The organism is [Erwinia] mediterraneensis, from assembly GCF_900604315.1.
GTDB classification, from domain to species: Bacteria; Pseudomonadota; Gammaproteobacteria; order Enterobacterales; family Enterobacteriaceae; genus Pantoea; species Pantoea mediterraneensis_A.
Genome location: NZ_LR026978.1, coordinates 2,643,963 through 2,667,104, shown reverse-complemented (window position 1 = coordinate 2,667,104; position 23,142 = coordinate 2,643,963). Strand labels below are relative to the sequence as shown.

24 protein-coding genes are annotated in these 23,142 nt (G+C 54.7%); 16 read left to right on the top strand and 8 right to left on the bottom strand.

Going from position 1 to position 23,142, the window contains the following annotated elements; genetic code table 11:
* Positions 1-77 precede the first annotated feature (77 nt).
* From leuS to lipA, 13 genes are all read left to right on the top strand, one after another.
* On the top strand, positions 78-2,660 hold the full coding sequence (gene leuS, locus E0E17_RS12525) for a leucine--tRNA ligase (protein ID WP_130834379.1): 2,583 nt from the start codon (positions 78-80) through the stop codon (positions 2,658-2,660).
* 14 nt (positions 2,661-2,674) lie between these two features.
* The gene (gene lptE / locus E0E17_RS12520; protein WP_130834378.1) at positions 2,675-3,277 is read left to right on the top strand and encodes an LPS assembly lipoprotein LptE; all 603 of its coding nucleotides are present in this window, start codon (positions 2,675-2,677) and stop codon (positions 3,275-3,277) included.
* Positions 3,274-4,305, top strand: coding sequence for a DNA polymerase III subunit delta (gene holA / locus E0E17_RS12515; protein ID WP_130834377.1), 1,032 nt, complete (start codon positions 3,274-3,276; stop codon positions 4,303-4,305). Before lptE ends, holA begins: the two co-directional genes overlap by 4 nt.
* Positions 4,298-4,942, top strand: a complete 645-nt coding sequence (gene nadD / locus E0E17_RS12510; protein WP_130835545.1) for a nicotinate-nucleotide adenylyltransferase — start codon at positions 4,298-4,300, stop codon at positions 4,940-4,942. Before holA ends, nadD begins: the two co-directional genes overlap by 8 nt.
* A gap of 93 nt (positions 4,943-5,035) precedes the next feature.
* Positions 5,036-5,353: a ribosome silencing factor gene (rsfS, locus tag E0E17_RS12505; protein ID WP_130834376.1), complete on the top strand. Its 318-nt coding sequence runs from the start codon at positions 5,036-5,038 to the stop codon at positions 5,351-5,353.
* A gap of 3 nt (positions 5,354-5,356) precedes the next feature.
* Entirely contained in the window at positions 5,357-5,827 is a 471-nt protein-coding gene (gene rlmH / locus E0E17_RS12500) for a 23S rRNA (pseudouridine(1915)-N(3))-methyltransferase RlmH (protein WP_130834375.1), read from the top strand.
* Positions 5,828-5,861: 34 nt separating this feature from the next.
* Positions 5,862-7,766 (top strand): peptidoglycan DD-transpeptidase MrdA, encoded by a 1,905-nt coding sequence (gene mrdA / locus E0E17_RS12495; RefSeq protein ID WP_130834374.1) that lies wholly within the window; start codon positions 5,862-5,864, stop codon positions 7,764-7,766.
* Between the two features lie 8 nt (positions 7,767-7,774).
* Complete coding sequence (gene mrdB / locus E0E17_RS12490; RefSeq protein ID WP_130835544.1) at positions 7,775-8,887, top strand: peptidoglycan glycosyltransferase MrdB; 1,113 nt, start codon at positions 7,775-7,777, stop codon at positions 8,885-8,887.
* Positions 8,888-8,899: 12 nt separating this feature from the next.
* Positions 8,900-9,976, top strand: coding sequence for an endolytic peptidoglycan transglycosylase RlpA (gene rlpA / locus E0E17_RS12485; RefSeq protein WP_130834373.1), 1,077 nt, complete (start codon positions 8,900-8,902; stop codon positions 9,974-9,976).
* 124 nt (positions 9,977-10,100) lie between these two features.
* Positions 10,101-11,312: a D-alanyl-D-alanine carboxypeptidase DacA gene (gene dacA, locus E0E17_RS12480; protein ID WP_130834372.1), complete on the top strand. Its 1,212-nt coding sequence runs from the start codon at positions 10,101-10,103 to the stop codon at positions 11,310-11,312.
* 101 nt (positions 11,313-11,413) lie between these two features.
* Positions 11,414-11,677, top strand: a complete 264-nt coding sequence (ybeD, locus tag E0E17_RS12475) for a DUF493 family protein YbeD (protein ID WP_130834371.1) — start codon at positions 11,414-11,416, stop codon at positions 11,675-11,677.
* Between the two features lie 138 nt (positions 11,678-11,815).
* Positions 11,816-12,475 (top strand): lipoyl(octanoyl) transferase LipB, encoded by a 660-nt coding sequence (gene lipB, locus E0E17_RS12470; protein ID WP_130834370.1) that lies wholly within the window; start codon positions 11,816-11,818, stop codon positions 12,473-12,475.
* A gap of 169 nt (positions 12,476-12,644) precedes the next feature.
* Complete coding sequence (lipA, locus tag E0E17_RS12465) at positions 12,645-13,610, top strand: lipoyl synthase (protein WP_130834369.1); 966 nt, start codon at positions 12,645-12,647, stop codon at positions 13,608-13,610.
* 105 nt (positions 13,611-13,715) lie between these two features.
* Here lipA and tatE read toward each other — a convergent pair whose 3' ends face one another.
* The 5 genes from tatE to E0E17_RS20675 all read right to left on the bottom strand — a co-directional run bounded on the left by tatE (position 13,716) and on the right by E0E17_RS20675 (position 16,811).
* The gene (gene tatE, locus E0E17_RS12460; RefSeq protein WP_130834368.1) at positions 13,716-13,919 is read right to left on the bottom strand and encodes a twin-arginine translocase subunit TatE; all 204 of its coding nucleotides are present in this window, start codon (positions 13,917-13,919) and stop codon (positions 13,716-13,718) included.
* A 100-nt stretch (positions 13,920-14,019) separates the two neighbouring features.
* Positions 14,020-14,814, bottom strand: a complete 795-nt coding sequence (locus tag E0E17_RS12455; RefSeq protein ID WP_130834367.1) for a deaminated glutathione amidase — start codon at positions 14,812-14,814, stop codon at positions 14,020-14,022.
* Positions 14,815-14,865: 51 nt separating this feature from the next.
* Positions 14,866-15,294 carry a GNAT family N-acetyltransferase gene (locus tag E0E17_RS12450; RefSeq protein ID WP_130834366.1) on the bottom strand — a complete coding sequence of 143 codons (429 nt, stop codon included), beginning with the start codon at positions 15,292-15,294 and terminating at the stop codon, positions 14,866-14,868.
* A gap of 304 nt (positions 15,295-15,598) precedes the next feature.
* Positions 15,599-15,808, bottom strand: a complete 210-nt coding sequence (cspE, locus tag E0E17_RS12445; RefSeq protein ID WP_130834365.1) for a transcription antiterminator/RNA stability regulator CspE — start codon at positions 15,806-15,808, stop codon at positions 15,599-15,601.
* Positions 15,809-16,703: 895 nt separating this feature from the next.
* Positions 16,704-16,811, bottom strand: a complete 108-nt coding sequence (locus E0E17_RS20675; RefSeq protein ID WP_500812372.1) for a small membrane protein YohP — start codon at positions 16,809-16,811, stop codon at positions 16,704-16,706.
* 233 nt (positions 16,812-17,044) lie between these two features.
* Between E0E17_RS20675 and E0E17_RS12435 the strand changes: the two genes are divergently transcribed.
* Positions 17,045-17,290 carry a hypothetical protein gene (locus E0E17_RS12435; RefSeq protein ID WP_130834363.1) on the top strand — a complete coding sequence of 82 codons (246 nt, stop codon included), beginning with the start codon at positions 17,045-17,047 and terminating at the stop codon, positions 17,288-17,290.
* 108 nt (positions 17,291-17,398) lie between these two features.
* On the top strand, positions 17,399-18,484 hold the full coding sequence (locus E0E17_RS12430; RefSeq protein ID WP_130834362.1) for a malate/lactate/ureidoglycolate dehydrogenase: 1,086 nt from the start codon (positions 17,399-17,401) through the stop codon (positions 18,482-18,484).
* A 50-nt stretch (positions 18,485-18,534) separates the two neighbouring features.
* Here the strand turns inward: E0E17_RS12430 and gntT are convergent, their stop codons facing one another.
* Positions 18,535-19,851, bottom strand: a complete 1,317-nt coding sequence (gene gntT / locus E0E17_RS12425; protein WP_130834361.1) for a gluconate transporter — start codon at positions 19,849-19,851, stop codon at positions 18,535-18,537.
* Between the two features lie 296 nt (positions 19,852-20,147).
* Between gntT and E0E17_RS12420 the strand changes: the two genes are divergently transcribed.
* On the top strand, positions 20,148-21,293 hold the full coding sequence (locus E0E17_RS12420; protein WP_165446227.1) for an iron-containing alcohol dehydrogenase: 1,146 nt from the start codon (positions 20,148-20,150) through the stop codon (positions 21,291-21,293).
* Positions 21,294-21,322: 29 nt separating this feature from the next.
* On the opposite strand, the gene E0E17_RS12415 is transcribed toward E0E17_RS12420, so the two are convergent.
* Together E0E17_RS12415 and E0E17_RS12410 are read right to left on the bottom strand one after the other, a co-directional pair.
* A complete protein-coding gene (locus E0E17_RS12415) occupies positions 21,323-22,144 on the bottom strand; it encodes a Cof-type HAD-IIB family hydrolase (RefSeq protein ID WP_130834360.1) in 822 nt (273 codons plus the stop codon).
* A 114-nt stretch (positions 22,145-22,258) separates the two neighbouring features.
* Entirely contained in the window at positions 22,259-22,693 is a 435-nt protein-coding gene (locus E0E17_RS12410) for an RcnB family protein (RefSeq protein WP_130834359.1), read from the bottom strand.
* Positions 22,694-23,142 lie beyond the last annotated feature (449 nt).

The window sequence follows — 23,142 nt, the reverse complement described above, 5'->3', positions numbered from 1 at the left end:
GGCCTTATGGGTATGCTATGCGGATCGAAAATGAGATCTTTTAAGTTCGCGCTATTCACAAAGGACCACAGGCTGCCATGCAAGAGCAATACCGCCCGGAAGAGATAGAATCCCACGTCCAGCAACACTGGCACGAAAACGAAACGTTTAAAGTGACCGAGCAGGAAGGCAAAGAAAAATATTACTGCCTCTCTATGCTGCCCTATCCTTCTGGCCGTCTACATATGGGCCACGTTCGTAACTACACCATCGGCGACGTGATTGCCCGTTATCAGCGTATGCTCGGCAAAAATGTGCTGCAGCCTATTGGCTGGGATGCGTTTGGTCTGCCGGCGGAAGGTGCCGCGGTGAAAAACAATACTGCGCCAGCGCCCTGGACCTACGACAATATCGAATACATGAAAAACCAGCTCAAACTGCTGGGCTTTGGCTATGACTGGAGCCGCGAAGTGGCGACCTGTAAGCCCGACTACTATCGCTGGGAACAGTGGTTCTTCACCAAACTGTATGAAAAAGGCCTGGTCTATAAAAAGACCTCGGCGGTGAACTGGTGTCCGAACGATCAGACGGTGCTGGCGAACGAACAGGTTATCGACGGCTGCTGCTGGCGCTGCGACACCAAAGTTGAGCGTAAAGAGATTCCGCAGTGGTTTATTAAAATCACCGCCTATGCGGAAGAGTTGCTCAACGATCTCGACAAGCTGGAAGAGTGGCCGGAGCAGGTCAAAACCATGCAGCGCAACTGGATCGGCCGTTCGGAAGGGGTAGAAATCACCTTTGACGTGGCCGACAGCGAAGAGAAAGTCACCGTTTACACCACGCGCCCGGACACCTTTATGGGTGCCACCTATGTGGCCGTTGCCGCAGGCCATCCGCTGGCGATCCAGGCGTCAGTGAACAATCCGGCGCTGGCCGATTTTATCGCCGAATGCCGTAACACTAAGGTTGCAGAAGCAGAAATGGCGACCATGGAGAAAAAAGGCATGCCTACCGGCCTGTTTGCTCTCCATCCGCTGACCGGTGAAAAAATTCCGGTCTGGGTCGCTAACTTTGTCCTGATGGAATATGGCACTGGCGCCGTCATGGCGGTACCGGGACACGATCAGCGCGACTGGGAATTTGCTACCAAATACGATCTGCCGATCAAGCCAGTGGTACTCAACCTCGACGGCAGCGAGCCGGAGGTCAGCGCAGCGGCGATGACCGATAAAGGCGTGCTGTTCAACTCCGGGCAATTCAGCGGTCTGGATCATCAGGCGGGCTTCAATGCTATCGCTGACGCGCTGGCTGAAAAAGGCGTCGGCGTGCGCAAGGTGAACTATCGTCTGCGCGACTGGGGCGTATCCCGTCAGCGTTACTGGGGCGCGCCGATCCCCATGGTGACGCTGGAAGATGGCACCGTGATGCCGACGCCGGAAGATCAGCTGCCGGTGGTGCTGCCGGAAGATGTGGTAATGGATGGCATTACCAGCCCGATCAAAGCGGATCCCAACTGGGCGAAAACCACTGTCAACGGTCAGCCTGCGCTGCGCGAAACCGATACCTTTGACACCTTTATGGAGTCCTCCTGGTATTACGCGCGTTATACCTGCGCTGACTATAACGAAGGGATGCTGGATCCCGCTGCCGCCAATTACTGGCTGCCGGTGGATCAATATATTGGCGGTATTGAACACGCCATTATGCACCTGATGTATTTCCGTTTCTTCCATAAGCTGTTGCGCGATGCGGGTCTGGTGAACTCTGATGAGCCGGCAAAACGCCTGCTCTGCCAGGGCATGGTGCTGGCGGATGCCTTCTATTACCCCGGCGCCAACGGCGAGCGTAACTGGGTATCGCCAGTTGACGTGACCCTGGAGCGTGATGAAAAAGGACGCATCGTTAAAGCCACCGACGCAGCTGGCCGCGAGCTGGTCTATGCTGGCATGAGCAAAATGTCGAAGTCGAAAAACAACGGCATCGATCCCCAGCTGATGGTTGAGCGCTACGGTGCCGATACTGTGCGTCTGTTTATGATGTTCGCTTCACCGGCGGATATGACGCTGGAGTGGCAGGAGTCGGGCGTCGAGGGCGCTAACCGTTTCCTGAAACGTGTCTGGAAGCTGGCTTATGACCACACCACAAAAGGGGCCACGCTGGCGCTGGATGTGGACAGCCTCGATGACGATCAGAAAGCGCTGCGTCGCGATCTGCATAAAACCATCGCCAAAGTGTCAGATGATATTGGCCGTCGCCAGACCTTTAACACCGCGATTGCCGCTATCATGGAACTGATGAACAAGCTGGTACGTGCGCCGCAGGAGAGCGAGCAGGATCGCGCGCTGATGCAGGAAGCGCTGCTGGCCGTAACGCGTCTGCTCTATCCGTTCACCCCGCATGCCAGCTATGTGCTGTGGCAGGCGCTGGGCGGCGAAGGCACCATTGATAATGCCCCCTGGCCGCAGGCGGATGAAGCCGCGATGGTAGAGGAATCAGTGCTGGTGGTGGTGCAGGTGAACGGTAAAGTGCGCGGTAAAATCACCGTTGCCGCCGACGCTACCCAGGAACAGGTGCAGGCACGTGCGGCTCAGGAACATCTGGTCGCGAAATACCTTGATGGTGTCACTATCCGTAAAGTGATTTATGTACCGGGCAAACTGCTTAACCTGGTCGTAGGTTAAGTTCAGGAGGAACTGTGCGACATCCGATTATCAGGCTGTTTGTCACTCTGGCGGTATTGATTACCGCCGGTTGCGGCTTCCATCCGCGCGGCACCACCCAGGTGCCTGCGGAGCTGAAAAGTATGATTCTCAGCAGCAGCGATCCCTATGGTCCGCTGACGCGAACCATACGCCAGCAGCTGCGTCTGAATAATATTCATCTGGTCAGCGACGCAGAGGCGGAAAATCGTACCGATCTTCCTACGCTGCGCCTGGGTGCGGAAACCCGTGGACGTGATACTGCGTCAGTGTTTATCAGTGGCACCACCGCAGAATATCAGCTGGTGATGACCGTACGCGCGCAGGTATTGCTGCCGGGCAAAGGTCTCTATCCCATCAGCACTACGGTCTATCGCTCCTTCTTCGATAACCCGAATGCGGCGCTGGCGAAAGATGCCGAGCAGGATATTATCATTCAGGAGATGCGCGAACGTGCGGCCGAGCAGCTGGTGCGTAAGTTGTTAAGCGTGCATGCGGCACAGATCAACAACAAGAGTACATTACCGCAACCGGATGCGCTGGACCCCGGTGCCGACTCGCCGGAAGTGCCCTCCTCTTCGGCTACCAGCCTGCAATGATCAGGATCTACCCTGAACAACTCAGCGCGCAACTCCGTGAGGGGCTGCGCGCTTGCTATTTGCTCAGCGGCAATGAACCGCTGCTGCTGCAGGAAAGTCAGGATCTGATCCGTACCGCCGCAGCCGCACAAGGCTTCGAAGAGCATTTCAGCGTCACCCTGGATGCGCACACCGACTGGGAAAGCCTGTTTATGCAGTGCCAGTCGCGCAGCCTGTTTACGCTGCGCCAGACGCTGACGTTGATCCTGCCGGAAAACGGCCCGCCCGCCGCCATGGCGGAGCAACTGGTGAAGCTTGCTGGCCTGCTGCATAGTGATATTTTGCTGATCCTGCGTACGGCGAAGCTGAGTAAAGCGCAGGAGAACAGCGCCTGGTTTAAAGCGCTGAGCAGCCATGCGGTGCTGGTGCCCTGCCTGACGCCGGATCATGGTCAGCTGCCGCGCTGGGTGATGAATCGGGCGAAAGCGATGCAGCTCGCCCCCGATGAAGCGGCTGTGCAGTTACTCTGTTACTGCTACGAAGGCAATTTGCTGGCGCTGGCTCAGGCGCTGGAACGCCTCTCGCTGCTGTGGCCCGATGGCAAACTGACGCTGCCGCGCGTGGAAGAGGCGGTAAACGATGCTGCCCATTTTACCCCCTGGCATTGGGTCGACGCGCTGCTGGCGGGCAAAAGCAAACGTGCGCTGCATGTTCTGCACCAGCTGGCGAAAGAGGAGAGCGAAGTGGTGATTCTGTTACGTACGCTGCAGCGCGATCTGATGACCTTACTGCATTTACAACGCCACCAGCATCAGCAGCCGCTGCGCACACTGATGGATCAACAGCGCATCTGGCAGAATCGTCGCGCCCTGTTTAGCGAGGCGCTGCAGCGTCTGGACGCGCTGCGCTTGCAGCGCGCGCTGCATCTGCTGACACGTGTTGAACTTACCCTGAAGCAGGATTATGGTCAGCAGGTCTGGTCGCAGCTGGAAACCCTGACGCTGCTGCTCTGCAGTCGCGCCTTTCCGGTGAGTTATGCCGATGCCTGAGCTGCACGCCCTGTTCGGTGGCACCTTCGATCCGGTGCATTATGGCCATCTGCGTCCGGTTGAGGCGCTGGCACAGCTGGTGGGATTAAAAAAAGTCACCCTGCTGCCGAACAACGTCCCGCCACACCGGCCACAGCCGGAAGCCTCGCCCGCGCAGCGCGTCGCCATGTTGCAATGTGCAATTGCCGGGCGGCCGCTGTTCGATATTGACCAGCGTGAACTGGCGCGTACCACCCCCTCCTGGACCGTTACCACGCTCGAGTCGCTGCGTGCCGAGCGTGGCCCCCGGCAGCCGCTCGGATTTATCATTGGTCAGGATTCGCTGCTGTCATTAGCGAAGTGGCATCGCTGGCAGGATCTGCTGTCGCTGTGTCATCTGCTGGTGTGCAAGCGCCCCGGTTATGCCACGCGTATGGAAACGCCGGAGATGCAGCGCTGGCTGGAGCAACATCTTGCGCAGCAGGTTCAGGATTTGCAGCAGAAACCTGCCGGTTATATTTGGCTGGCCGACACGCCGCTGTATAATATATCAGCAACAGAGATTCGCCAGCGTCGGCATCAGGGCCTCCCTTGCGATGACCTGTTACCCCCGTCGGTGATTGATTATATCGACCGCACGGGCTTATATCGCAACTGATCGCAGCGTGCTATACTGCGCCGCTTCATTTTTGGCTGTGTTTTCCGGGCTTACAGCCAGCCCGCTATTGACCTGTTTCCAAGGGGGAACCTTTTGCAAGGTAAGATACTCCAAGAGTTCGTTATCGATAAAATCGATGATCTGAAAGGCCAGAACATCGTGACGCTGGATGTACACGGCAAATCCAGCATTACCGACTGCATGATCATCTGCACCGGCACCTCTACCCGTCATGTCGCCTCTATTGCTGACCATGTGGTACAGGAATCGCGCGCGGCCGGTCTGATCCCGCTTGGCGTGGAAGGCAAAGAAGTTGCCGACTGGGTCGTGGTCGATCTCGGCGACGTGATTGTGCATGTGATGCAGGAAGAGAGCCGCCAGCTTTATGAGCTGGAAAAGCTCTGGGGTTAAGGCGTGAAGCTGCAACTTGTTGCCGTCGGCACCAAAATGCCCGACTGGGTACAAACCGGCTTTATGGAATACCTGCGCCGTTTCCCGAAAGATATGCCGCTGGAGCTGACTGAAGTGCAGGCTGGCAAACGCGGCAAAAACGCTGACATCAAACGCATTCTGGAAAAAGAAGGCGAAGCGATGCTGGCGGCTGTGGGAAAAGGCAACCGCATCGTCACGCTCGATATTCCGGGACACCCCTGGGAAACTCCGCAACTGGCGCATCAGCTTGAGCGCTGGAAACAGGACGGGCGTGACGTCAGCCTGCTGATTGGCGGCCCGGAAGGGCTGGCACCCGCCTGTAAGGCCGCAGCGGAACAGAGCTGGTCGCTGTCGACCCTGACGTTACCTCATCCGCTGGTGCGCGTGCTGGTTGCTGAAAGCCTGTATCGTGCGTGGAGCATCACGGCCAATCATCCTTATCATCGTGAATAACCGATAAGGCCACACCCGACTTAACAAGCAGCGGATGAAATTACAAAGCAACGACTTTCGCGATTACAGCGCCGAACAGAAACTTTTTGTCCGTCGGGCGCTTGTCGCTTTCGCCGGTATTTTAGTGCTCTCCTGCGTACTGGTGGTCAATCTTTATCACCTGCAAATCCTGCGCTTTGAGGATTACAGCACCCGTTCCAACGAAAACCGTATCAAGCTGGTCCCCGTTGCCCCCAGCCGCGGCATTATCTATGACCGTAACGGTGTGCCACTGGCGCTGAACCGCACTATCTATCAGGCCGAACTGGTGCCGGAAAAAGTGGAGGATCTGCAGAAGACGCTGCAGGATCTGCGCCCGGTGCTGGACCTCACCGACGATGACCTTGTGGCTTTTGAAAAAGAGCGCAAGCGTTCACGGCGTTTTACCTCTATTCCGCTGAAAACCGGCCTGAACGACGTACAGGTGGCACGTTTCGCCGTGAATCAATATCGCTTTCCCGGCGTAGAGGTAAAAGGCTATCAGCGTCGTTACTACCCCTACGGCCCGACGCTGACCCATGTGGTCGGCTATGTCTCCAAAATCAACGATCGTGACGTGGCGCGCCTGGACAAAGAGGGGCTGTGGCCTAACTACGCCGCCACCCATGATATCGGCAAGCTGGGTATCGAAAACTATTACGAAAATGAGCTGCACGGTAAAACCGGCTACGAAGAGGTAGAAGTTAACAACCGTGGCCGCGTCATTCGTCAGCTGCATGAACAGTCGCCCCAGGCGGGTCGGGATATCTGGCTGACCATCGATCTCAAGCTGCAGCAGTATATTGAAACGCTGCTGACGGGCAGTCGCGCCGCCGTGGTGGTCAGCGATCCGCGTACCGGCGAGATCCTCGCGCTGGTCTCGACCCCCAGCTACGATCCCAATCTGTTTGTCGATGGCATCTCCAGTAAAGATTACAAGGCGCTGCTGAACGATGAGAATCGTCCGCTCTATAACCGCGCGATTCAGGCTGCCTACCCGCCAGCTTCTACCGTCAAACCTTATGTGGCGGTTTCTGCGCTGAGCGCTGGCGTGATTACGCGCAATACCAGCCTGTTCGACCCCGGCTGGTGGCAACTTCCCGGCTCGGAAAAGCGCTATCGCGACTGGAAAAAATGGGGACATGGCCGTCTGAACGTGACCCGATCGCTGGAAGAGTCGGCGGATACCTTTTTCTATCAGGTCGCCTACGACATGGGCATTGATCGCCTGTCGGAATGGATGAACAAATTTGGCTACGGACATCGTACCGGTATCGATCTGCCGCAGGAGAGCCCGGGGAATATGCCGACGCGTGAATGGAAAATGAAGCGCTTCAAAAAACCCTGGTATCAGGGTGACACCATTCCGGTCGGGATTGGCCAGGGCTACTGGACCGCAACCCCAATTCAGATGAACAAAGCGCTGATGATTCTGATTAACGATGGCGTGGTAAAAGTGCCGCATCTGCTGCGCGCCACGCGCGAAGGCCGCAATATGATCCCGTTCCGTCAGCCGCCAGAAGCGCCGATTGGCGATATCCACTCCGGCTACTGGGAGATTGCCAAAGATGGCATGTATGGCGTGGCTAACCGGCCAAACGGCACAGCACACAAAAGCTTTGCCGACGCGCCCTATAAAATCGCCGCCAAGTCGGGGACCGCGCAGGTGTTTGGCCTGAAAGAGAATGAAACCTATAACGCGCATAAGATTGCCGAGCGTCTGCGTGACCATAAATTAATGACCGCGTTTGCGCCTTACGATAAGCCGCGCGTGGCGGTCACCATCATTCTGGAAAACGGCGGCGCCGGTCCGGCGGTGGGCACCGTGATGCGCCAGATTCTCGACCACATTATGTTAGGCGATAACAATACGGTACTGCCGGACGCCGCCCCCACCCCGCCCGGCTATGAAGGTGAATAATTATGTCCATGAGCGATAGCCCGCAAAAAAAATCGATCTGGACACGCATCCATATCGACCCCCTGTTTCTGCTGGTCATTCTCGCCCTGCTGATTTACAGCTCTATTGTGATCTGGAGCGCCAGCGGCCAGGATCCGGGCATGATGGAGCGCAAAATGGTCCAGATTATGATGGGACTGGTGGTAATGGTCGTGATGGCGCAGGTCCCGCCACGGGTTTATGAAGGCTGGGCGCCCTATCTCTATATTTTTTGCGTGATTCTGCTGATCGCTGTGGACGCCTTTGGCCATATCAGTAAAGGGGCGCAGCGCTGGCTCGATCTGGGCGTGGTGCGTTTCCAGCCTTCGGAGATCGCCAAAATTGCGGTGCCATTGATGGTGGCGCGCTTTATTAACCGCGACGTCTGTCCGCCGACGCTGAAAAACACCGCTATCGCCCTGATCCTGATTTTTGTTCCTACGCTGCTGGTGGCTGCTCAGCCCGATCTGGGAACCTCGATCCTGATCGCTACCTCGGGCCTGTTTGTGCTGTTCCTCTCCGGTATGAGCTGGAAGCTGATTGGCGTCGCCGTGCTGTTGCTGGCGGCCTTTATTCCGGTGCTCTGGTTTTTCCTGATGCATGACTATCAACGCGACCGTGTGATGATGCTGCTGGATCCGGAGAGCGATCCGCTGGGGGCCGGTTATCATATTATTCAGTCGAAAATCGCCATTGGCTCTGGCGGTCTGCGCGGCAAGGGCTGGCTGCACGGTACGCAGTCGCAGCTGGAATTTTTGCCGGAACGCCACACGGACTTTATTTTTGCCGTGCTGTCGGAAGAGCTGGGGCTGGTTGGCGTGCTGGTTCTGCTGGCGCTCTATCTGCTGCTGATTATGCGCGGCCTGTTTATCGCTGCACGGGCGCAAACCACCTTTGGCCGGGTCATGGCGGGCGGTTTGATGCTGATTTTATTCGTTTATGTTTTCGTTAATATTGGCATGGTTAGTGGTATCTTACCGGTAGTTGGCGTACCTTTGCCGCTGGTGAGCTACGGCGGCTCCGCGCTAATCGTGTTAATGGCCGGATTTGGCATCGTGATGTCGATCCACACCCACCGAAAAATGTTATCAAAAAGCGTTTAAGAGGCTGTACACATGCGTAAGGACTGGCTTGGCGTTGGACTGGCGACCCTGTTACTGGCTGCGTGTAGCGCACCCGAACAGCAGCAGACGGTGGCTCCGCCACAACCTGCTTATAACGGCCCGGTAGTGGAAATCCCCGGCGTGGAGCCGCGTTACGAACCCTACAATCCGGCGACCAGCCAGGATTACAGCGTTAACGGTAAAAACTACCGCATCATTAAAAATCTTGCCAACTACAGCGAAGTGGGTCTGGCCTCCTGGTATGGCGAAGAGGCCTCAGGCAAGCGCACCGCGATCGGTGAAAGCTACGATCCGGAAGCGCTGAGCGCCGCGCACCCGACGCTGCCGTTGCCCTCTTATGTACGCGTGACTAACCTGGCGAATGGTCGTCAGATTGTGGTGCGCGTCAACGACCGGGGTCCCTATACGCCAGGCCGTGTTATCGATCTCTCCCGCGCCGCAGGCGATCGCCTGAATATCTCCAACAATAGCCGTGTGCGTCTCGACTATATTGCCGTCGCGCCGGATGGCACCCTTTCCGGTCCCGGCACCATTGGCACTCAGGTAGCGAAACAGAGCTATGCCCTGCCGCCGCGTCCCGATCTCGCTGGTGGCATGATAATGATGGGCAGCAGCAGCGTCGCCCCGGCAGCAACCAGCGCAGCTACCCGTCCGGTGGATAACAGCACGCTGCAGAGCGATGACACTATGGGCGCACCGGTGCGCAGCAGCGGCTTTCTGGGCGCGCCGCAACCTTTAGCCAACGGCGTGCTGGAAGGCAGCGAGCCTGAACCAGCATCGGCTATGGTTAACAGCGAGCCCGCAACGCCGGTCAGCGCGCCAGCCAGCGCCGCTCCGGCAGGCGCAGGTTATGTGGTGCAAGTCGGTGCGCTGAATGATGCCGCCCGTGCCCAACAGCTGAAAAACAGCCTGAGCCAGCGCTTTGGCGTACCGGGTAAAGTTGAAACAAGCGGTTCGGTTTATCGCGTGCAGCTGGGCGGCTACCCGACGCGTGGTGAAGCAGCGGCACTGCAGCAGCGGCTGGCCAGCGAAGCCCAGATTTCATCTTTTATTACCAGCAGCAAATAATGGTTTGTGCGCTCCGGTAACGTCTGTTAACAACAGCGTTGCTAAGTAAGATGCCTGTAAAACAGGCCTTTGCTATAGTAAGGCACTTTTTTAACTTAACCCCACGGATGTTGTAGTCCTTAACATGAATACGCTGAAATCCTCTCGTTTCCTGAAACGCCTGACAGTGGGATCACTGATCGCTTTTTCTCTCAGCCATGCTGCCGTTGCTGACGATATCAATCTGAAGACCATGATTCCGGGTGTACCGGATATCGATGCCGAAGCGTATATCCTGATCGACTATCACTCAGGGAAAGTCCTGGCGGAAAAAAATGCGGATGCGCGTCGCGATCCCGCCAGCCTGACCAAAATGATGACCAGTTATGTGATTGGCCAGGCGGTGAAAGCCGGGAAAATTCATCAGGATGATATCGTTACCGTTGGTCAGGATGCCTGGGCCACCGGCAACCCGGTGTTCAAGGGCTCATCACTGATGTTCCTGAAACCAGGCGACCGCGTACCGGTATCACAGCTGACGCGCGGCATTGTGCTGCAGTCTGGTAACGACGCCTGTGTTGCCATGGCGGATTATGTGGCGGGCAGTCAGGATGCGTTTGTTGGCCTGATGAACAACTATGTGAAGGCGCTGGGCCTGCAGAATACTCACTTCCAGACCGTACACGGCCTGGATGCGGACGGCCAGTACAGCTCGGCACGCGATATGGCGCTGATTGGTCAGGCACTGGTGCGTGATGTGCCTGAAGAGTACGCGGTTTATAAAGAAAAAGAGTTCACCTTTAACAACATTCGTCAGACGAACCGCAACGGTCTGCTCTGGGACACCAGCCTGAATGTTGACGGCATCAAAACCGGGCATACTTCGGCGGCAGGCTATAACCTGGTCGCCTCTGCCACAGAAGGCCAGATGCGCCTGATCTCGGCGGTACTGGGCGGCCACACCTTTAAAGGCCGTGAGATTGAGAGCAAGAAGCTGTTAACCTGGGGCTTCCGCTTCTTTGAAACCGTAGCGCCGCTGAAAGCCGGTAAAGAGTTTGCGTCAGAACCGGTCTGGTTTGGTAACAGTGATCGCGTGCAGCTCGGCGTCGATAAAGACGTTTATCTCACCATCCCGCGTGGCCGCATGAAAGATTTGAAAGCGAGCTATGTGCTGTCCAATACCGAACTGCACGCGCCTTTACAGAAAAACCAGGTGGTGGGCAGCATTAATTTCCAGCTGGATGGCAAAACCATTGAGCAGCGTCCGCTGGTGGTGCTGAATGAAGTGCCGGAAGGCGGCTTCTTCAGCCGTATCGTTGACTATATCAAGCTGATGTTCCATCACTGGTTTGGCTGACAGCCCGCTGGCGGTTGAAAAATCGCCACAGCGTCACCATTTAAAGGTAATATATCTGCTCCCGCCCCGGCGGGAGCCTGTTTTTATGCACCGGAGTTAATATGAAAACCAAACTGAATGAACTGCTCGAATTCCCTACCCCCTTCACCTATAAAGTGATGGGTCTGGCGCAACCGGAGCTGGTTGATCAAGTGGTTGAAGTGGTGCAACGTCATGCGCCCGGCGACTATTCCCCCGATATCAAGCCGAGCAGCAAAGGCAATTATCACTCTGTCTCCATTACCATCACCGCGACCCACATCGAACAGGTTGAAACCCTGTACGAAGAGCTGGGCAAAATCGACATCGTTCGCATGGTACTCTGAGCGGCACGCCATCGCTGCCAGGATGCATCAGGTTCTGGCTGCAGGCGAGCCCCCGCAGAGCGTCAACCGGCAAAGGGAGTTGGTCTTGCCCTTTGCCAACGTTATACTCATCCTCTCATTCCAAACCGGACCGCCGTTTTGTCAACAGATACGCTTCTCGTTCGTCAGCTTGGTTTGCGCAACTGGCAAACCGTTTCTGCCGCCATGCACCAGTTTACCGATCAGCGCGACGATCACAGCGCTGATGAAATCTGGCTGGTGGAACACTTTCCTGTTTTCACCCAGGGTCAGGCGGGTAAAGCGGAGCATGTGTTAATGCCCGGCGATATCCCGGTGGTCCAGAGCGATCGCGGCGGCCAGGTGACCTATCACGGTCCCGGTCAGCAGGTGATGTATGTGCTGATCGATGTTAAACGCCGTAAGCTGGGGGTACGCCAGCTGGTCACGGCGCTGGAAGAGACGGTCATCGCCACGCTGGCCCATTTTGGTATCGAGGCCCGCGCACGCGCCGATGCGCCTGGAGTTTATGTGGGCGCGCAGAAGATCTGTTCGCTGGGCCTGCGCATTCGTAAAGGCTGTTCGTTTCACGGTCTGGCGCTGAATGTCGCCATGGACCTGGAGCCGTTCAGCCGTATCAATCCCTGCGGCTATGCGGGTATGGCAATGACGCAGCTGAGCGCCCTGCACGCCGGCGTCACGCTGACGGATGTGCAACCGCAACTCATCGCGGCCTTTGCCCGTCTGACTGGTTATAACAAGGTTGAATGGCGCCCTGCAGCGGAGTGCGCATTACTTTAACTGTGTGTGCGCATTTACAATTTTGTAACCTTACGCACGCTACAGCGGCTGCTTCCTGGCCGGTGAGATGATATAATTTTGCAAATTTTTCAAATAAAGTTGAAAGCGTCGTTCTCAGTTTGAGTGAGGAAGCTTTCAAATCGCAATCCCGACCGGAACCTGCAGATTTATGAGTAAACCAATTCAGATGGAACGCGGCGTCAAATATCGTGACGCAGATAAGATGGCGCTGATCCCGGTAAAAGCGGTGGTCACTGAACGGCAGGAGCTGTTACGGAAGCCTGAATGGATGAAAATCAAACTTCCCGCCGATTCCAGCCGTATTCAGGGCATCAAAGCGGCGATGCGTAAAAACGGCCTGCACTCCGTTTGTGAAGAAGCCTCCTGTCCGAACCTGGCGGAATGCTTTAACCACGGTACCGCCACCTTTATGATTCTGGGTGCCATCTGTACCCGTCGCTGCCCCTTCTGTGATGTGGCACATGGTCGCCCGAATGCTCCCGATGCCGGTGAGCCAGCAAAACTGGCGCAAACCATTGCCGACATGGCGTTACGTTATGTGGTGATCACCTCGGTAGACCGCGACGACCTGCGTGACGGTGGCGCACAGCACTTTGCCGACTGCATTACCGCGATTCGTGAAAAAAACCCTGCCATTAAGATCGAGACCCTGGTACCCGATTTTCGTGGTCGCATGGATCGCGCTCTGGAAATTCTCAACGCCACGCCGCCAGACGTCTTTAACCATAATCTGGAAAACGTACCGCGCGTTTATCGTCAGGTGCGTCCCGGCGCTGACTATAACTGGTCGCTGAAGCTGCTGGAGCGCTTTAAAGAAGCCCATCCTGAAATCCCCACCAAATCGGGACTGATGGTAGGCCTGGGCGAAACCAATGCCGAGATTATTGAAGTGATGCGCGACCTGCGTCGTCATGGCGTAACTATGCTGACGCTGGGGCAGTATCTGCAGCCGAGCCGTCATCACCTGCCAGTACAACGCTATGTCAGCCCGGCGGAGTTTGATGAGATGAAAGAAGAAGCGCTGGCGATGGGCTTCACTCATGCCGCCTGTGGTCCTTTTGTTCGCTCCTCTTACCATGCAGACATGCAGGCAAAAGGTCTGGAAGTAAAATAACGGTTTCCTGTGCTGTTGCGCACGTAAAAAAAACCAGACTGCTCGCAGTCTGGTTTTTTTATCTCAGTCACAATTTTTTACAAAGCGTGATGATAAACGCGTCGCTTACTCTTTATGGCTGATGCGCTCTGCAGGTATTTCTTCAGCCGTGCGTTTATCGGCACGAGCGCCATCATCTTTCAGCGCTTTTTTAAAGCCTTTGATGGCAGAACCCAGATCGCTGCCCAGCGTACGTAACTTACTGGTGCCAAACAGCAGTACGATAAGTGCAGCAATAATCAGCAATTTAGCAATACTGATCCCTTCCATAAATTTACCTTTCAACCTCAGCAAAAAATCGGTCAAGGCTATTTACACGCACTTTACTGGCAGCCACAACAGGATTCTGTAACAAGGTAAGATTGTTGCCTCAGGGTATTTGCAGTTCCGGGCGGGCAAAACGACGATTCTCCAGCACTGGCAGCACGCGACGGGCATAAGCGATACGTTGCGCATCCAGCTCGGCAAAGATCAGCGCCGCCACTTCAGGCGCGCTGGCAATCGGCACACCCAGCGGATCGATAACCAGACTATTACCGATATTACGCGGTCCACACTCGCCTGCGGCCACCACGTAGCAGGTATTTTCCAGCGCACGCGCCCGGGTAAGCAGTTCCCAGTGCATCTCTTTCAAGGGCCCACGCACCCAGGCTGCGGGCAGGACCAGCACCTCCGCGCCATCCAGTGCCAGACGTCGGGCCAGCTCAGGAAAACGTACGTCATAGCAGGTCATTAACCCCACCTTCATGCCCGCCACCTCCACCAGCGGCGGGATAACCTGCCCGGAACGCACTCGTTGCGACTCCTGCATCGCAAAAGCATCATAAAGATGCAGCTTTTCGTAGGCCGCGATGATTTCACCGTTACGCAGGGCAATCAGCACGTTGAGCGCCTTCCCGTCTCCGCCAGGGACATGTACGCTCATCATGCTGGTCAGGCTGTTTCCTTTACTGGCGGCCAGCAGCTGCGTCAGAAAGGGGCCATTCAGCGGCTGTGCCGCTTTTACCACCCAGTCCGGGTCGCTGATATCCGTGGCCAGTACCCCTTCGGGCATCACCAGTAAATCAGCCCCTCCGGCCAGCGCATCCTGCATCAGACTGCTGCAGAGTTCCGCATTCTTTTGCCATTCGCGATTGACCGCGAATTGCCCTATGGCAACTTTCATTATCATCCCCCTTTGCGGCTACGACCGTGATGACATCCGGGTATGAAGCCTTCAGCCCGACAGCGCCTTCGTGTAATAGCACGGCGACTCTACATAACCTTCGCGCTGATAAAACTGATTCGCCTTCAGCCGTGAAGCATGACAATGCACTTCCAGCCGATCGCATCCGTGCTGGCTGGCCATCTCTTCAGCATAGCGTAACAGCTGCTGCCCCATCCCCTTGCTGCGCTCGCCTTCCGCAATACAGAAGTAGCTGATACGGGCAAAATCACCCTTCAGAGCCAGCTGAGGGATAAAATGCAGCGAGAGAAACCCCAGCACGCGTCCGTTATATTCGGCCACCAGCAGTCGTTCATCGGGATGGGTGGTTAACTGGGCAAGGCGCTCTTCAATAAAACTTTCAGTGCCACCGTAGCCTAATTCAGCCAGCAGCGCACTCAGGTCAAAGCTATCTTGTGGCTGTGCCGGACGTATATTCATTCTTCCTCCTGAATGGTGAGAATCCTGTTGCTCAGTTATATAGCGAGCGCTGCAAAAAAGCTGCATCACGGAATTGTTATAATTATGTTAATTGTCTATTGTGTGACCATTCTCACAAATCTGTCGATACCCTGAAGGCATCTGTGAGTATGTAATACAGTGTTACGCCAGGAAAAGTAGGTTGCCTGCAGGCGGCGGTGGCACCAGAGACTGGCTGGCGGAGGTCAAGAAGCGTATCATGCGTCAGAACGCAGAAATAAAAAAACCCGCCAGAAGGCGGGTTTTTAGAATTCGGACTGTAAAATTACAGAGCGACAACGTTAGCAGCCGATGGGCCTTTAGCACCGTCGGTGATTTCGAACTCAACGCGCTGGCCTTCAGCCAGGGTTTTGAAACCGTTGCTCTGGATAGCAGAGAAATGACAGAAAACATCTTTGCTGCCATCTTCAGGAGTAATGAAACCGAATCCTTTGGATTCATTAAACCACTTAACGTTACCTTTAATCTTGGACATCTATATTACCTTTACATGAAAAATGGACACTAAACTGTGTCGACACCTAGTACAGCAATTGCAGCGACATTTGTCCAGTCCGAATCGATGAAAAAGTGATAAATATCTATTTTTTTTGCAACGCAGCGTCTTTATCTCGTCGGCTGTTGCATGAAAATCCCTTTTTTTGCTCTCTTTGTGACACCATCAGTTAAGGCACTTCTTTGTAAAATAAGATATTTCTCAGTTCAGTGACGAATGCATCGCGGATTACGGCAGAAAAAAAGTGTAATGGCGAATATTTGCCGTTTATTCACTTCTCTTTTCGGACAGAAAGCGCCTTAACCGGTAAAGAGTGCGCTATAGCCTTCTCCTGCCCGGCAGTTTTTTTCTGCCGCCCGCAAAAAAGAAATGTTAAAAAAGTGCCCTGCGACCGTTCTTAACCTTTTCCCGGGTTAAAAAATATCGTTTGGGCACATTTTATTGATTTAAATCAAAGAAAAATCATTTTTGCAGTAAAACCACTCAGCTTCATTAATACTGCCCTTACAGAAACAGTTGCATTTCAATACGTTAAGGCAAATAATTTCAGCGCACAACAAATAAGATAAATTTATAGATTCCGCGCATATTTTTGTTAAGATTAATCCTAAATATGCAAAAGGAAGGATGCCTCAGCAAATGGTCATGAAAATTCGCTGCACGCGTTGCGGCAGTGCAAAATTCATCTTTACGGTTAACGGGCAGGCGGACAAACGCCACGGTGCCTGCTGCGCATGTTGTCAAAAGCCGTTAAGCGCGACAGATTTGTTGCCCAACACCACTGTTGATCCTATTGCGCGCTGCCTGATTAAACAAAGCAGCAGCACTCAGGGCAGATAAAGAGACGGGCACCTGCGTACAAGTGCCCGTTCACTTAAAAAATTAACTTAAACACCCCTGTCAGCGTCAGTAAACCCACGATAAAAATGATGGCGATAATCCACAGTATGATTTTCATTTTGCTCTCCTTTTCTTCATTCATTTGTGCATTCCGTTCCTCAGTATAGATGAAAGTTTTTTATTCATTGTGCGGCGCACCCTGCCAGCTCGCTTCGTTGTCGTTTTGTTTAATTTTCATCTTTTTCTGCGAGCAGGATCGCAAATGAAGGCTTTTCTTATCATCACCGCTTCGTTCTGAACGAAACTGGTAACTAAACTTGATGTGGCACGGAGTGCTTTAATAGTTATGGTTGACAAAAAGTCACAGGAGATCTTATGAGCACAGTTAATATCAGCCTGGGTCGCTACAGCCTGAACGCCAGAAACATTGGCGATCATATTAAAGGCACTATTGCTATTAATGATGAAGGCGGTTCGCAACTTACCCGGCAGGATTTTGACGAACACTATCTCGACGACGTCGTGAACAACGTGATCTATCCCGTCACCGGCGGTAATCGCGATATTGCACGGGCGCTACGTGAGCAGATGGTCAAAGCAGGTTTCGAACAGCCACATTAATTTTCAGGGCCACAGGATGTGGCTCTTTCTCAGAGTTAATCATCACTTGCCGTAACGCTGTTTTCCTCGCAGGATGGAAATAACCATCATGACAAGGAGAACAATAACGTGAGTACTCTGTATCGTATTGATTCTGAACATCTGCATCAGTTTGTGCAGTCCCTCTGGCTGTATGCCGGAAGCGGCGCTGAAGAAGCGCGTTTAGTCGCTGATCATCTGGTTGCCGCCAATCTGGCCGGGCACGATTCTCATGGTGTCGGCATGATCCCCAGCTACATGGCCTCCCTCGCGCAGGGGCAGTTGCAACTCAATCAACACCCCAGCGTGGTGAAAGATGTGGGGGCGGTGCTGACGCTGGATGCGCATAACGGCTTTGGTCAGGTTGCCGCCTGGGAGGCGATGCAACAGGGGATTGCGCGCGCAAAAGATTTTGGCGTTGCCGCTGTGGGCTTACATCACTCTCATCATATTGGCCGTATCGGTCACTGGGCCGAACAGTGCGCTGCAGCAGGCTTTATCTCGTTCCACTTTGTCAATGTGATGGGCGATCCAATGGTGGCGCCTTTTGGCGGCAGCGATCGTCGCTTCGGCACCAACCCCTTCTGCGCGATTTTCCCACGACCGGGTAAGAAACCCCTGCTGCTCGATTTTGCCACCAGCGGCATCGCTTTTGGTAAAACACGTGTGGCATGGAATAAAGGCGTGGAAGTAGCTCCGGGTTATCTGATCGACTATCAGGGTAAAGGCACGACCGATCCTGGCGTCATGCATCAGCAGCCTTATGGTTCACTGCTACCCTTTGGCCTGCATAAGGGCTATGCGCTGGCCACCATGTGTGAAATTCTGGGCGGTGCGCTCTCCGGTGGACGCACGACCCATGATGCTACCGTTCAGGACAGCAGCAACAGCGCCATTTTCAACTGTATGACCACCATTATCCTTAACCCTGAGGCGTTTGATGCGCCCGCGATGCATGAGGAAGCGGAAGCCTTTCTCGACTGGGTGAAACGTTCGCCACAGAGCGGTGACGAGCCGATTCTGGTGCCGGGGGAATGGGAGGAAGCAAACCGTAAAGCGCGACTGGAACAGGGGATTCCGCTGGATGCCAACAGCTGGGAGCAGATTTGTCAGGCGGCACATCAGGCAGGCATGCCGGATGAAGAGCTGGAAGGCTTTCGCGCGCGGGTGAAATAACGCAATCTGAGCGGTGCTGAGGCACACAGCCTCAGCACCCTGAGGGGTTGTTACATCAGTGAAGCGAGTAACAGTGACCCCAGCAGGCCACAGACCGAAATGATGGTCTCCAGCGCTGACCAGGAGCGCAGGGTCTCACCGATAGTGAGATTGAAATACTCTTTAAACAGCCAGAAACCGGGATCGTTGACGTGGGAAAAGATCACGCTGCCGGACCCTACGGCGATCACCATCAACTCCGGGCTGACGCCGGTGGTGGCGATCAGCGGTGCCACAATGCCCCCGGCGGTAATCGCAGCCACGGTCGCCGATCCCAGCGCAATACGTAGCACCGCCGCCACTGACCAGGCCATAAAAATCGGTGAGAGATTCGATTGCTGCATCATCGCGGCAATATATTTATCCACGCCGCTGTCCACCAGCACCTGTTTGAACGCCCCGCCGCCGCCAATGATTAACAGCATCATGGCAATAATTTTAATCGAGTCGGTTATCGTCCCCATGACTTCATCCATGGTACGACCGCGATTCAGGCCAAAGGTGAAAATGGCGATCAATACCGCAATCAGCGTTGCCATTATCGGATCGCCAAAGAACTCGGCATAAGGCAGCAAGGCATGACCTTTCGGCAGCACCATCTCCGCCACCGCCCGTAGCGCCATCAGCACCACCGGCACCAGCGAAGTCCAGACACTTACGGCAAAACCGGGCATCTCCTCTTCACGGAACTTTTTCGGGTTCCACAATCCTTCAGGAATCGGTTTATCAATGCCTTTCAGAAAGCGCGCATAGACCGGCCCGGCAAGGATAACGGTAGGAATACCCAGCAGAGTGCCAAACAGCAGCGTTTTGCCCATATCGGCATCAAACAGGGTGGCAATCGCTGTCGGGCCCGGATGAGGAGGCAGAAAACCATGGGTGACAGATAACGCCGCCGCCATAGGGACGCCCACATAGAGCAGCGGGACGCGCGCCGACGCGGCAACACTGAAGACTAAAGGCAGCAGCAGAACGAAGCCAACTTCATAGAACAGGGCGAAACCCACGGTAAAACCGGTGAGCACCAGCGCCCACTGAATATGTTTCTGACCAAACTTATCGATCAGCGTGGTGGCGATACGCTGTGCGCCACCACAGTCGGCCAGCAGTTTTCCCAGCATGGCTCCAAAGCCCATGATCAGCGCCAGACTGCCCAGGGTGCCGCCAACCCCATTTTTGATAGAGAGAATCACTTTATCGACCGGCATCCCCTGCATGACACCCACCGCCAGTGCAACCAGAATCAGTGCGATAAATCCATTGAGTTTGAAGCGAATCATCAGCAGCAGCAGTAACGCTACGCCAATCGCCACAATAAGTAATGGCATACTTTTTCTCCTGATGGTGTTCCTGCGCCGGGCGCAGGGAAACACACTTTTATTATTTCCTGCTTACATCAGCAGGTTGAGTAAGGTCTGTCAGGTTAGTGAACAGACCCATGCCCCTGTTACCGATAACATGTTAAGGGTAACATGGCACTGATAACATCCGCGGCGTTGAAGGAATTTTTGTTTTGCGAAGGTGATCAACTTTTTGCCCTTCCGTTAGCGAAAAGTTTGTCCAGGACTCCAGTCCCGCCTCAGTTACACTGACTCCCCCTTCCCCGCAATAAAGGATTGCCCAGGTGAGTGAGAATCTGAGTGAGCTGTACAGCAATCAACAAACCCTGTTTGGACGCGGCAGCCTATCCAGGCTGCTACCGATGTTGTCGGCGCAGCCGCTGCCAACTCTGTTGTTTTGTGGTCGATCGTTCTGGCACGGCCCGGCGGGCGATGCCCTGAAAAGCGCACTGCAGACGCAGATCGTCGGCTACGAAATCGTCAGCCACGAAGCCTCGCCGGCGGAGATTGATGCCTGGGTAGCGCGCTGGCGCGGCAAGGTGGAGCGCGTGGTCGCGATTGGCGGCGGCAGCGTGCTGGATGCGGCGAAAGCGTTCAGCGCACTGATGCTGCATCCACTGCCAACGCTGCGTTATCTGGAAAAGGTCGGCGACACGCCCGTTCAACCGGTAACGCTGCCGTTGATTGCTGTGCCGACCACCGCAGGCACCGGGAGCGAAGTGACACAAAACGCGGTTATTACCGATCAGCAGCAGATTAAAGTGAAAGCCTCATTGCGTCATCCCGCCTTCGTGCCGCCTGTCGCGATCCTTGATCCCGACCTGCTGAAAGGCACGCCCGATCATATTCTCGCCAGCTGCGCCATTGACGCTTTTACACATCTGTTTGAGGCCTATCTGTCATGCAAAGGGAATCTTTTCACCCGTCAGTTTGCCCTGAACGGGCTGCAGCAGTTTATGCAGGCGTGGCCAGCCCTGAACCGTGACGATGCCGCAGGCGATGCGGCACGAGAGGCGATGATGCTGGCCTCCTGGCTGGGCGGGGTTTCGCTGAGCATGGCCGGGTTAGGCGTGATTCACGGTATTGCCGGTGAGCTGGGTGCCATCAAAGCTTTCCATCATGGCGAAGTGTGCGGTCGCCTGCTGTTCCCTTTCCTTGACCTGCTGGATACGCAACCTGATGTACAGCAACAGCAGCTGATGCAGACGCTTCATCAGGCGCTGTTCGCAACGCCCGTAGCATCACCAGCGCACCATCTGCGCGAGTGGTTACAGACGCATGCCATTACGCCCTTCTGGCAGGAGGGGCCAACGCTGAGCGAGGAAGATGTGGAGTGGATTCTGGCGCGTTCAAACAGCAAAAACGCGCTGGTGGAGTACAGCAAAGCGGCGCAGCGCACCTTACTGGAACAAGCCTGGCGTATTGTATAAGCGCAGGACGATAACGCTGCGGCGCGTTGTCAGTGAAACGGCGCGGCAGCGTTCAGCATCTGCTCGATCACCTGCAATACCCCTTCCTCGTTGTTAGCTGGCGCCTGATAACGCGCCGCCTCTTTTACCCGTTGCGGCGCGTTAGCCATGGCGAAGCTGTAGCCAGACTGCACCAGCATTTCGAGATCGTTACCGCCATCACCGAAAGCGAGCACCTGATCGCTGGTGATGCCCCAGCGTTGTTCAAGCAGACGCAATCCGTGCGCTTTATGCAATCCGGGCACAATCAGATCTACCGAGCCATGACCGCTGGAGGTCGCGGTAGCAGCCCCTTTGTGCAGGCGTTCAATATCGGCCATCAGCACCGGAACGTACTCATCCGATAAATTCAGTGCAAATTTAAACAGCTTATCGTCTGTCTCGTCGAGACTATTGATGGCCTGCAGACGATGGCAATAGTGACGCATTTTATTCAACCAGATCTCATCAGCGCCGGAAAAGTAGTAAGCGCTCTGACGGCCGGAAAGCAGGAATTTCAGGCCGGGATAGTTGCCCTGATGCAGGGTATCCAGCACCCGCTCGATATCATCGCGGGAAAATTCACCACAAAACAGCTCTTCGCCGCGATCGATAATCAGCGCGCCATTCTCCGCAACAAAAGTGATTTCATCGGCAATCCCGGGAAAAAACGATTTAAGTTGATAATACTGATTTCCACTGGCCACGACGAAGCGGATCCCTCGTGCCTGCATCTGCTGATAGAGCGACATAAATCGCTGACGGTTGTAGCTTTTTTTATCGTCCAGGAAGGTACCATCCATATCTACAGCAACCAGTTTCACCGCAGTCATCACGACTCCTTTTCCGACATTAATAACAGGGATTGCTGATTAGCATAGCCTGGCGCAAGCGAGAAGCAGAGCATAAAGAAAGGATAACGGATGGCTTGTGCCATCCGTCAGAGATTACTCATTGAACGCACTGTTCAGAATAATGGAGGTAATCACTCCGGTCGCGGCGGCAATTAATACATAATTACCGTTGACGGACGCCCAGTGCTCACCACGCGCTGGCGCGCGCAGGCCGCGGTCACGCCAGTTATCAACGCGATAATGGTTGCCGCGAAACGCTGCCGGGGCCGGACGCCCACGGCGAAAATCGTATCCGTTCCAGGTAAAGTGAGCGCGACTGGCACGGCGATGTCCGTATGCGTTGCCATGTTGTTCATGGTAACCGCGACCCGCGGCCTGTGGACGATGCGTCTGATGATGATCACTCGCTCCCCGGTGCTGCCAGCCAGGACCCTGATGATCGCCCGATCCGCCAGCCCAGGAAAATGAAGAAAAGAGCATGCAACCGGCAATAACGGATGCGATAAAGCTGTGTGTGATTTTTTTCATCTTACTCCCTCCGGTAATCACGGTTTTCTTACGCACCGCTGACAATCACTATCTTCCATCTCAGCGAGTAAAGTCATCTCTGATTTTCTTAAAAGCAGCTTAATTACAATATATTACGTAATCTCAGCGCTTCGTTGACACTTTATCGTTTGCGGAAACAAATTTACATATTAACGCTGTCAGCCTGCACTTTTCCGCAGCAGTAAAATAACGAGAAAAACGGGATGGATGTCCCCCCCTCCTCAGAGACAGGGTGTGAGGCCATTGCAGAGCCGGGAAGGAATGAAAAACCCGATCGCCATGCGATCGGGAACCATGCTTTCATTAACAGGTAAAAATTCCCTTACGATGAGAAGGGAAAAGAGGTTGCACAACGCCACATCACAGGCGTTATTCAAGCGTAGTTCTCTTTTCCGTTAAGTGATAAACCTGTTTTAGCGTGTGCTGCC

What these genes read in the sequence shown, in the direction of transcription:
- lipA (WP_130834369.1), top strand. Translation starts at nt 12,645, where the DNA reads ATGAGTAAACCAATTCAGATGGAACGCGGCGTCAAATATCGTGACGCA.
- mrdA (WP_130834374.1), top strand. Translation starts at nt 5,862, where the DNA reads ATGAAATTACAAAGCAACGACTTTCGCGATTACAGCGCCGAACAGAAA.
- dacA (WP_130834372.1), top strand. Translation starts at nt 10,101, where the DNA reads ATGAATACGCTGAAATCCTCTCGTTTCCTGAAACGCCTGACAGTGGGA.
- tatE (WP_130834368.1), bottom strand. Translation starts at nt 13,919, where the DNA reads ATGGAAGGGATCAGTATTGCTAAATTGCTGATTATTGCTGCACTTATC.
- holA (WP_130834377.1), top strand. Translation starts at nt 3,274, where the DNA reads ATGATCAGGATCTACCCTGAACAACTCAGCGCGCAACTCCGTGAGGGG.
- mrdB (WP_130835544.1), top strand. Translation starts at nt 7,775, where the DNA reads ATGAGCGATAGCCCGCAAAAAAAATCGATCTGGACACGCATCCATATC.
- gntT (WP_130834361.1), bottom strand. Translation starts at nt 19,851, where the DNA reads ATGCCATTACTTATTGTGGCGATTGGCGTAGCGTTACTGCTGCTGCTG.
- E0E17_RS12435 (WP_130834363.1), top strand. Translation starts at nt 17,045, where the DNA reads ATGAGCACAGTTAATATCAGCCTGGGTCGCTACAGCCTGAACGCCAGA.
- E0E17_RS12415 (WP_130834360.1), bottom strand. Translation starts at nt 22,144, where the DNA reads ATGACTGCGGTGAAACTGGTTGCTGTAGATATGGATGGTACCTTCCTG.
- E0E17_RS12455 (WP_130834367.1), bottom strand. Translation starts at nt 14,814, where the DNA reads ATGAAAGTTGCCATAGGGCAATTCGCGGTCAATCGCGAATGGCAAAAG.
- nadD (WP_130835545.1), top strand. Translation starts at nt 4,298, where the DNA reads ATGCCTGAGCTGCACGCCCTGTTCGGTGGCACCTTCGATCCGGTGCAT.
- cspE (WP_130834365.1), bottom strand. Translation starts at nt 15,808, where the DNA reads ATGTCCAAGATTAAAGGTAACGTTAAGTGGTTTAATGAATCCAAAGGA.
- E0E17_RS12450 (WP_130834366.1), bottom strand. Translation starts at nt 15,294, where the DNA reads ATGAATATACGTCCGGCACAGCCACAAGATAGCTTTGACCTGAGTGCG.
- leuS (WP_130834379.1), top strand. Translation starts at nt 78, where the DNA reads ATGCAAGAGCAATACCGCCCGGAAGAGATAGAATCCCACGTCCAGCAA.
- rlpA (WP_130834373.1), top strand. Translation starts at nt 8,900, where the DNA reads ATGCGTAAGGACTGGCTTGGCGTTGGACTGGCGACCCTGTTACTGGCT.
- E0E17_RS20675 (WP_500812372.1), bottom strand. Translation starts at nt 16,811, where the DNA reads ATGAATGAAGAAAAGGAGAGCAAAATGAAAATCATACTGTGGATTATC.
- ybeD (WP_130834371.1), top strand. Translation starts at nt 11,414, where the DNA reads ATGAAAACCAAACTGAATGAACTGCTCGAATTCCCTACCCCCTTCACC.
- E0E17_RS12410 (WP_130834359.1), bottom strand. Translation starts at nt 22,693, where the DNA reads ATGAAAAAAATCACACACAGCTTTATCGCATCCGTTATTGCCGGTTGC.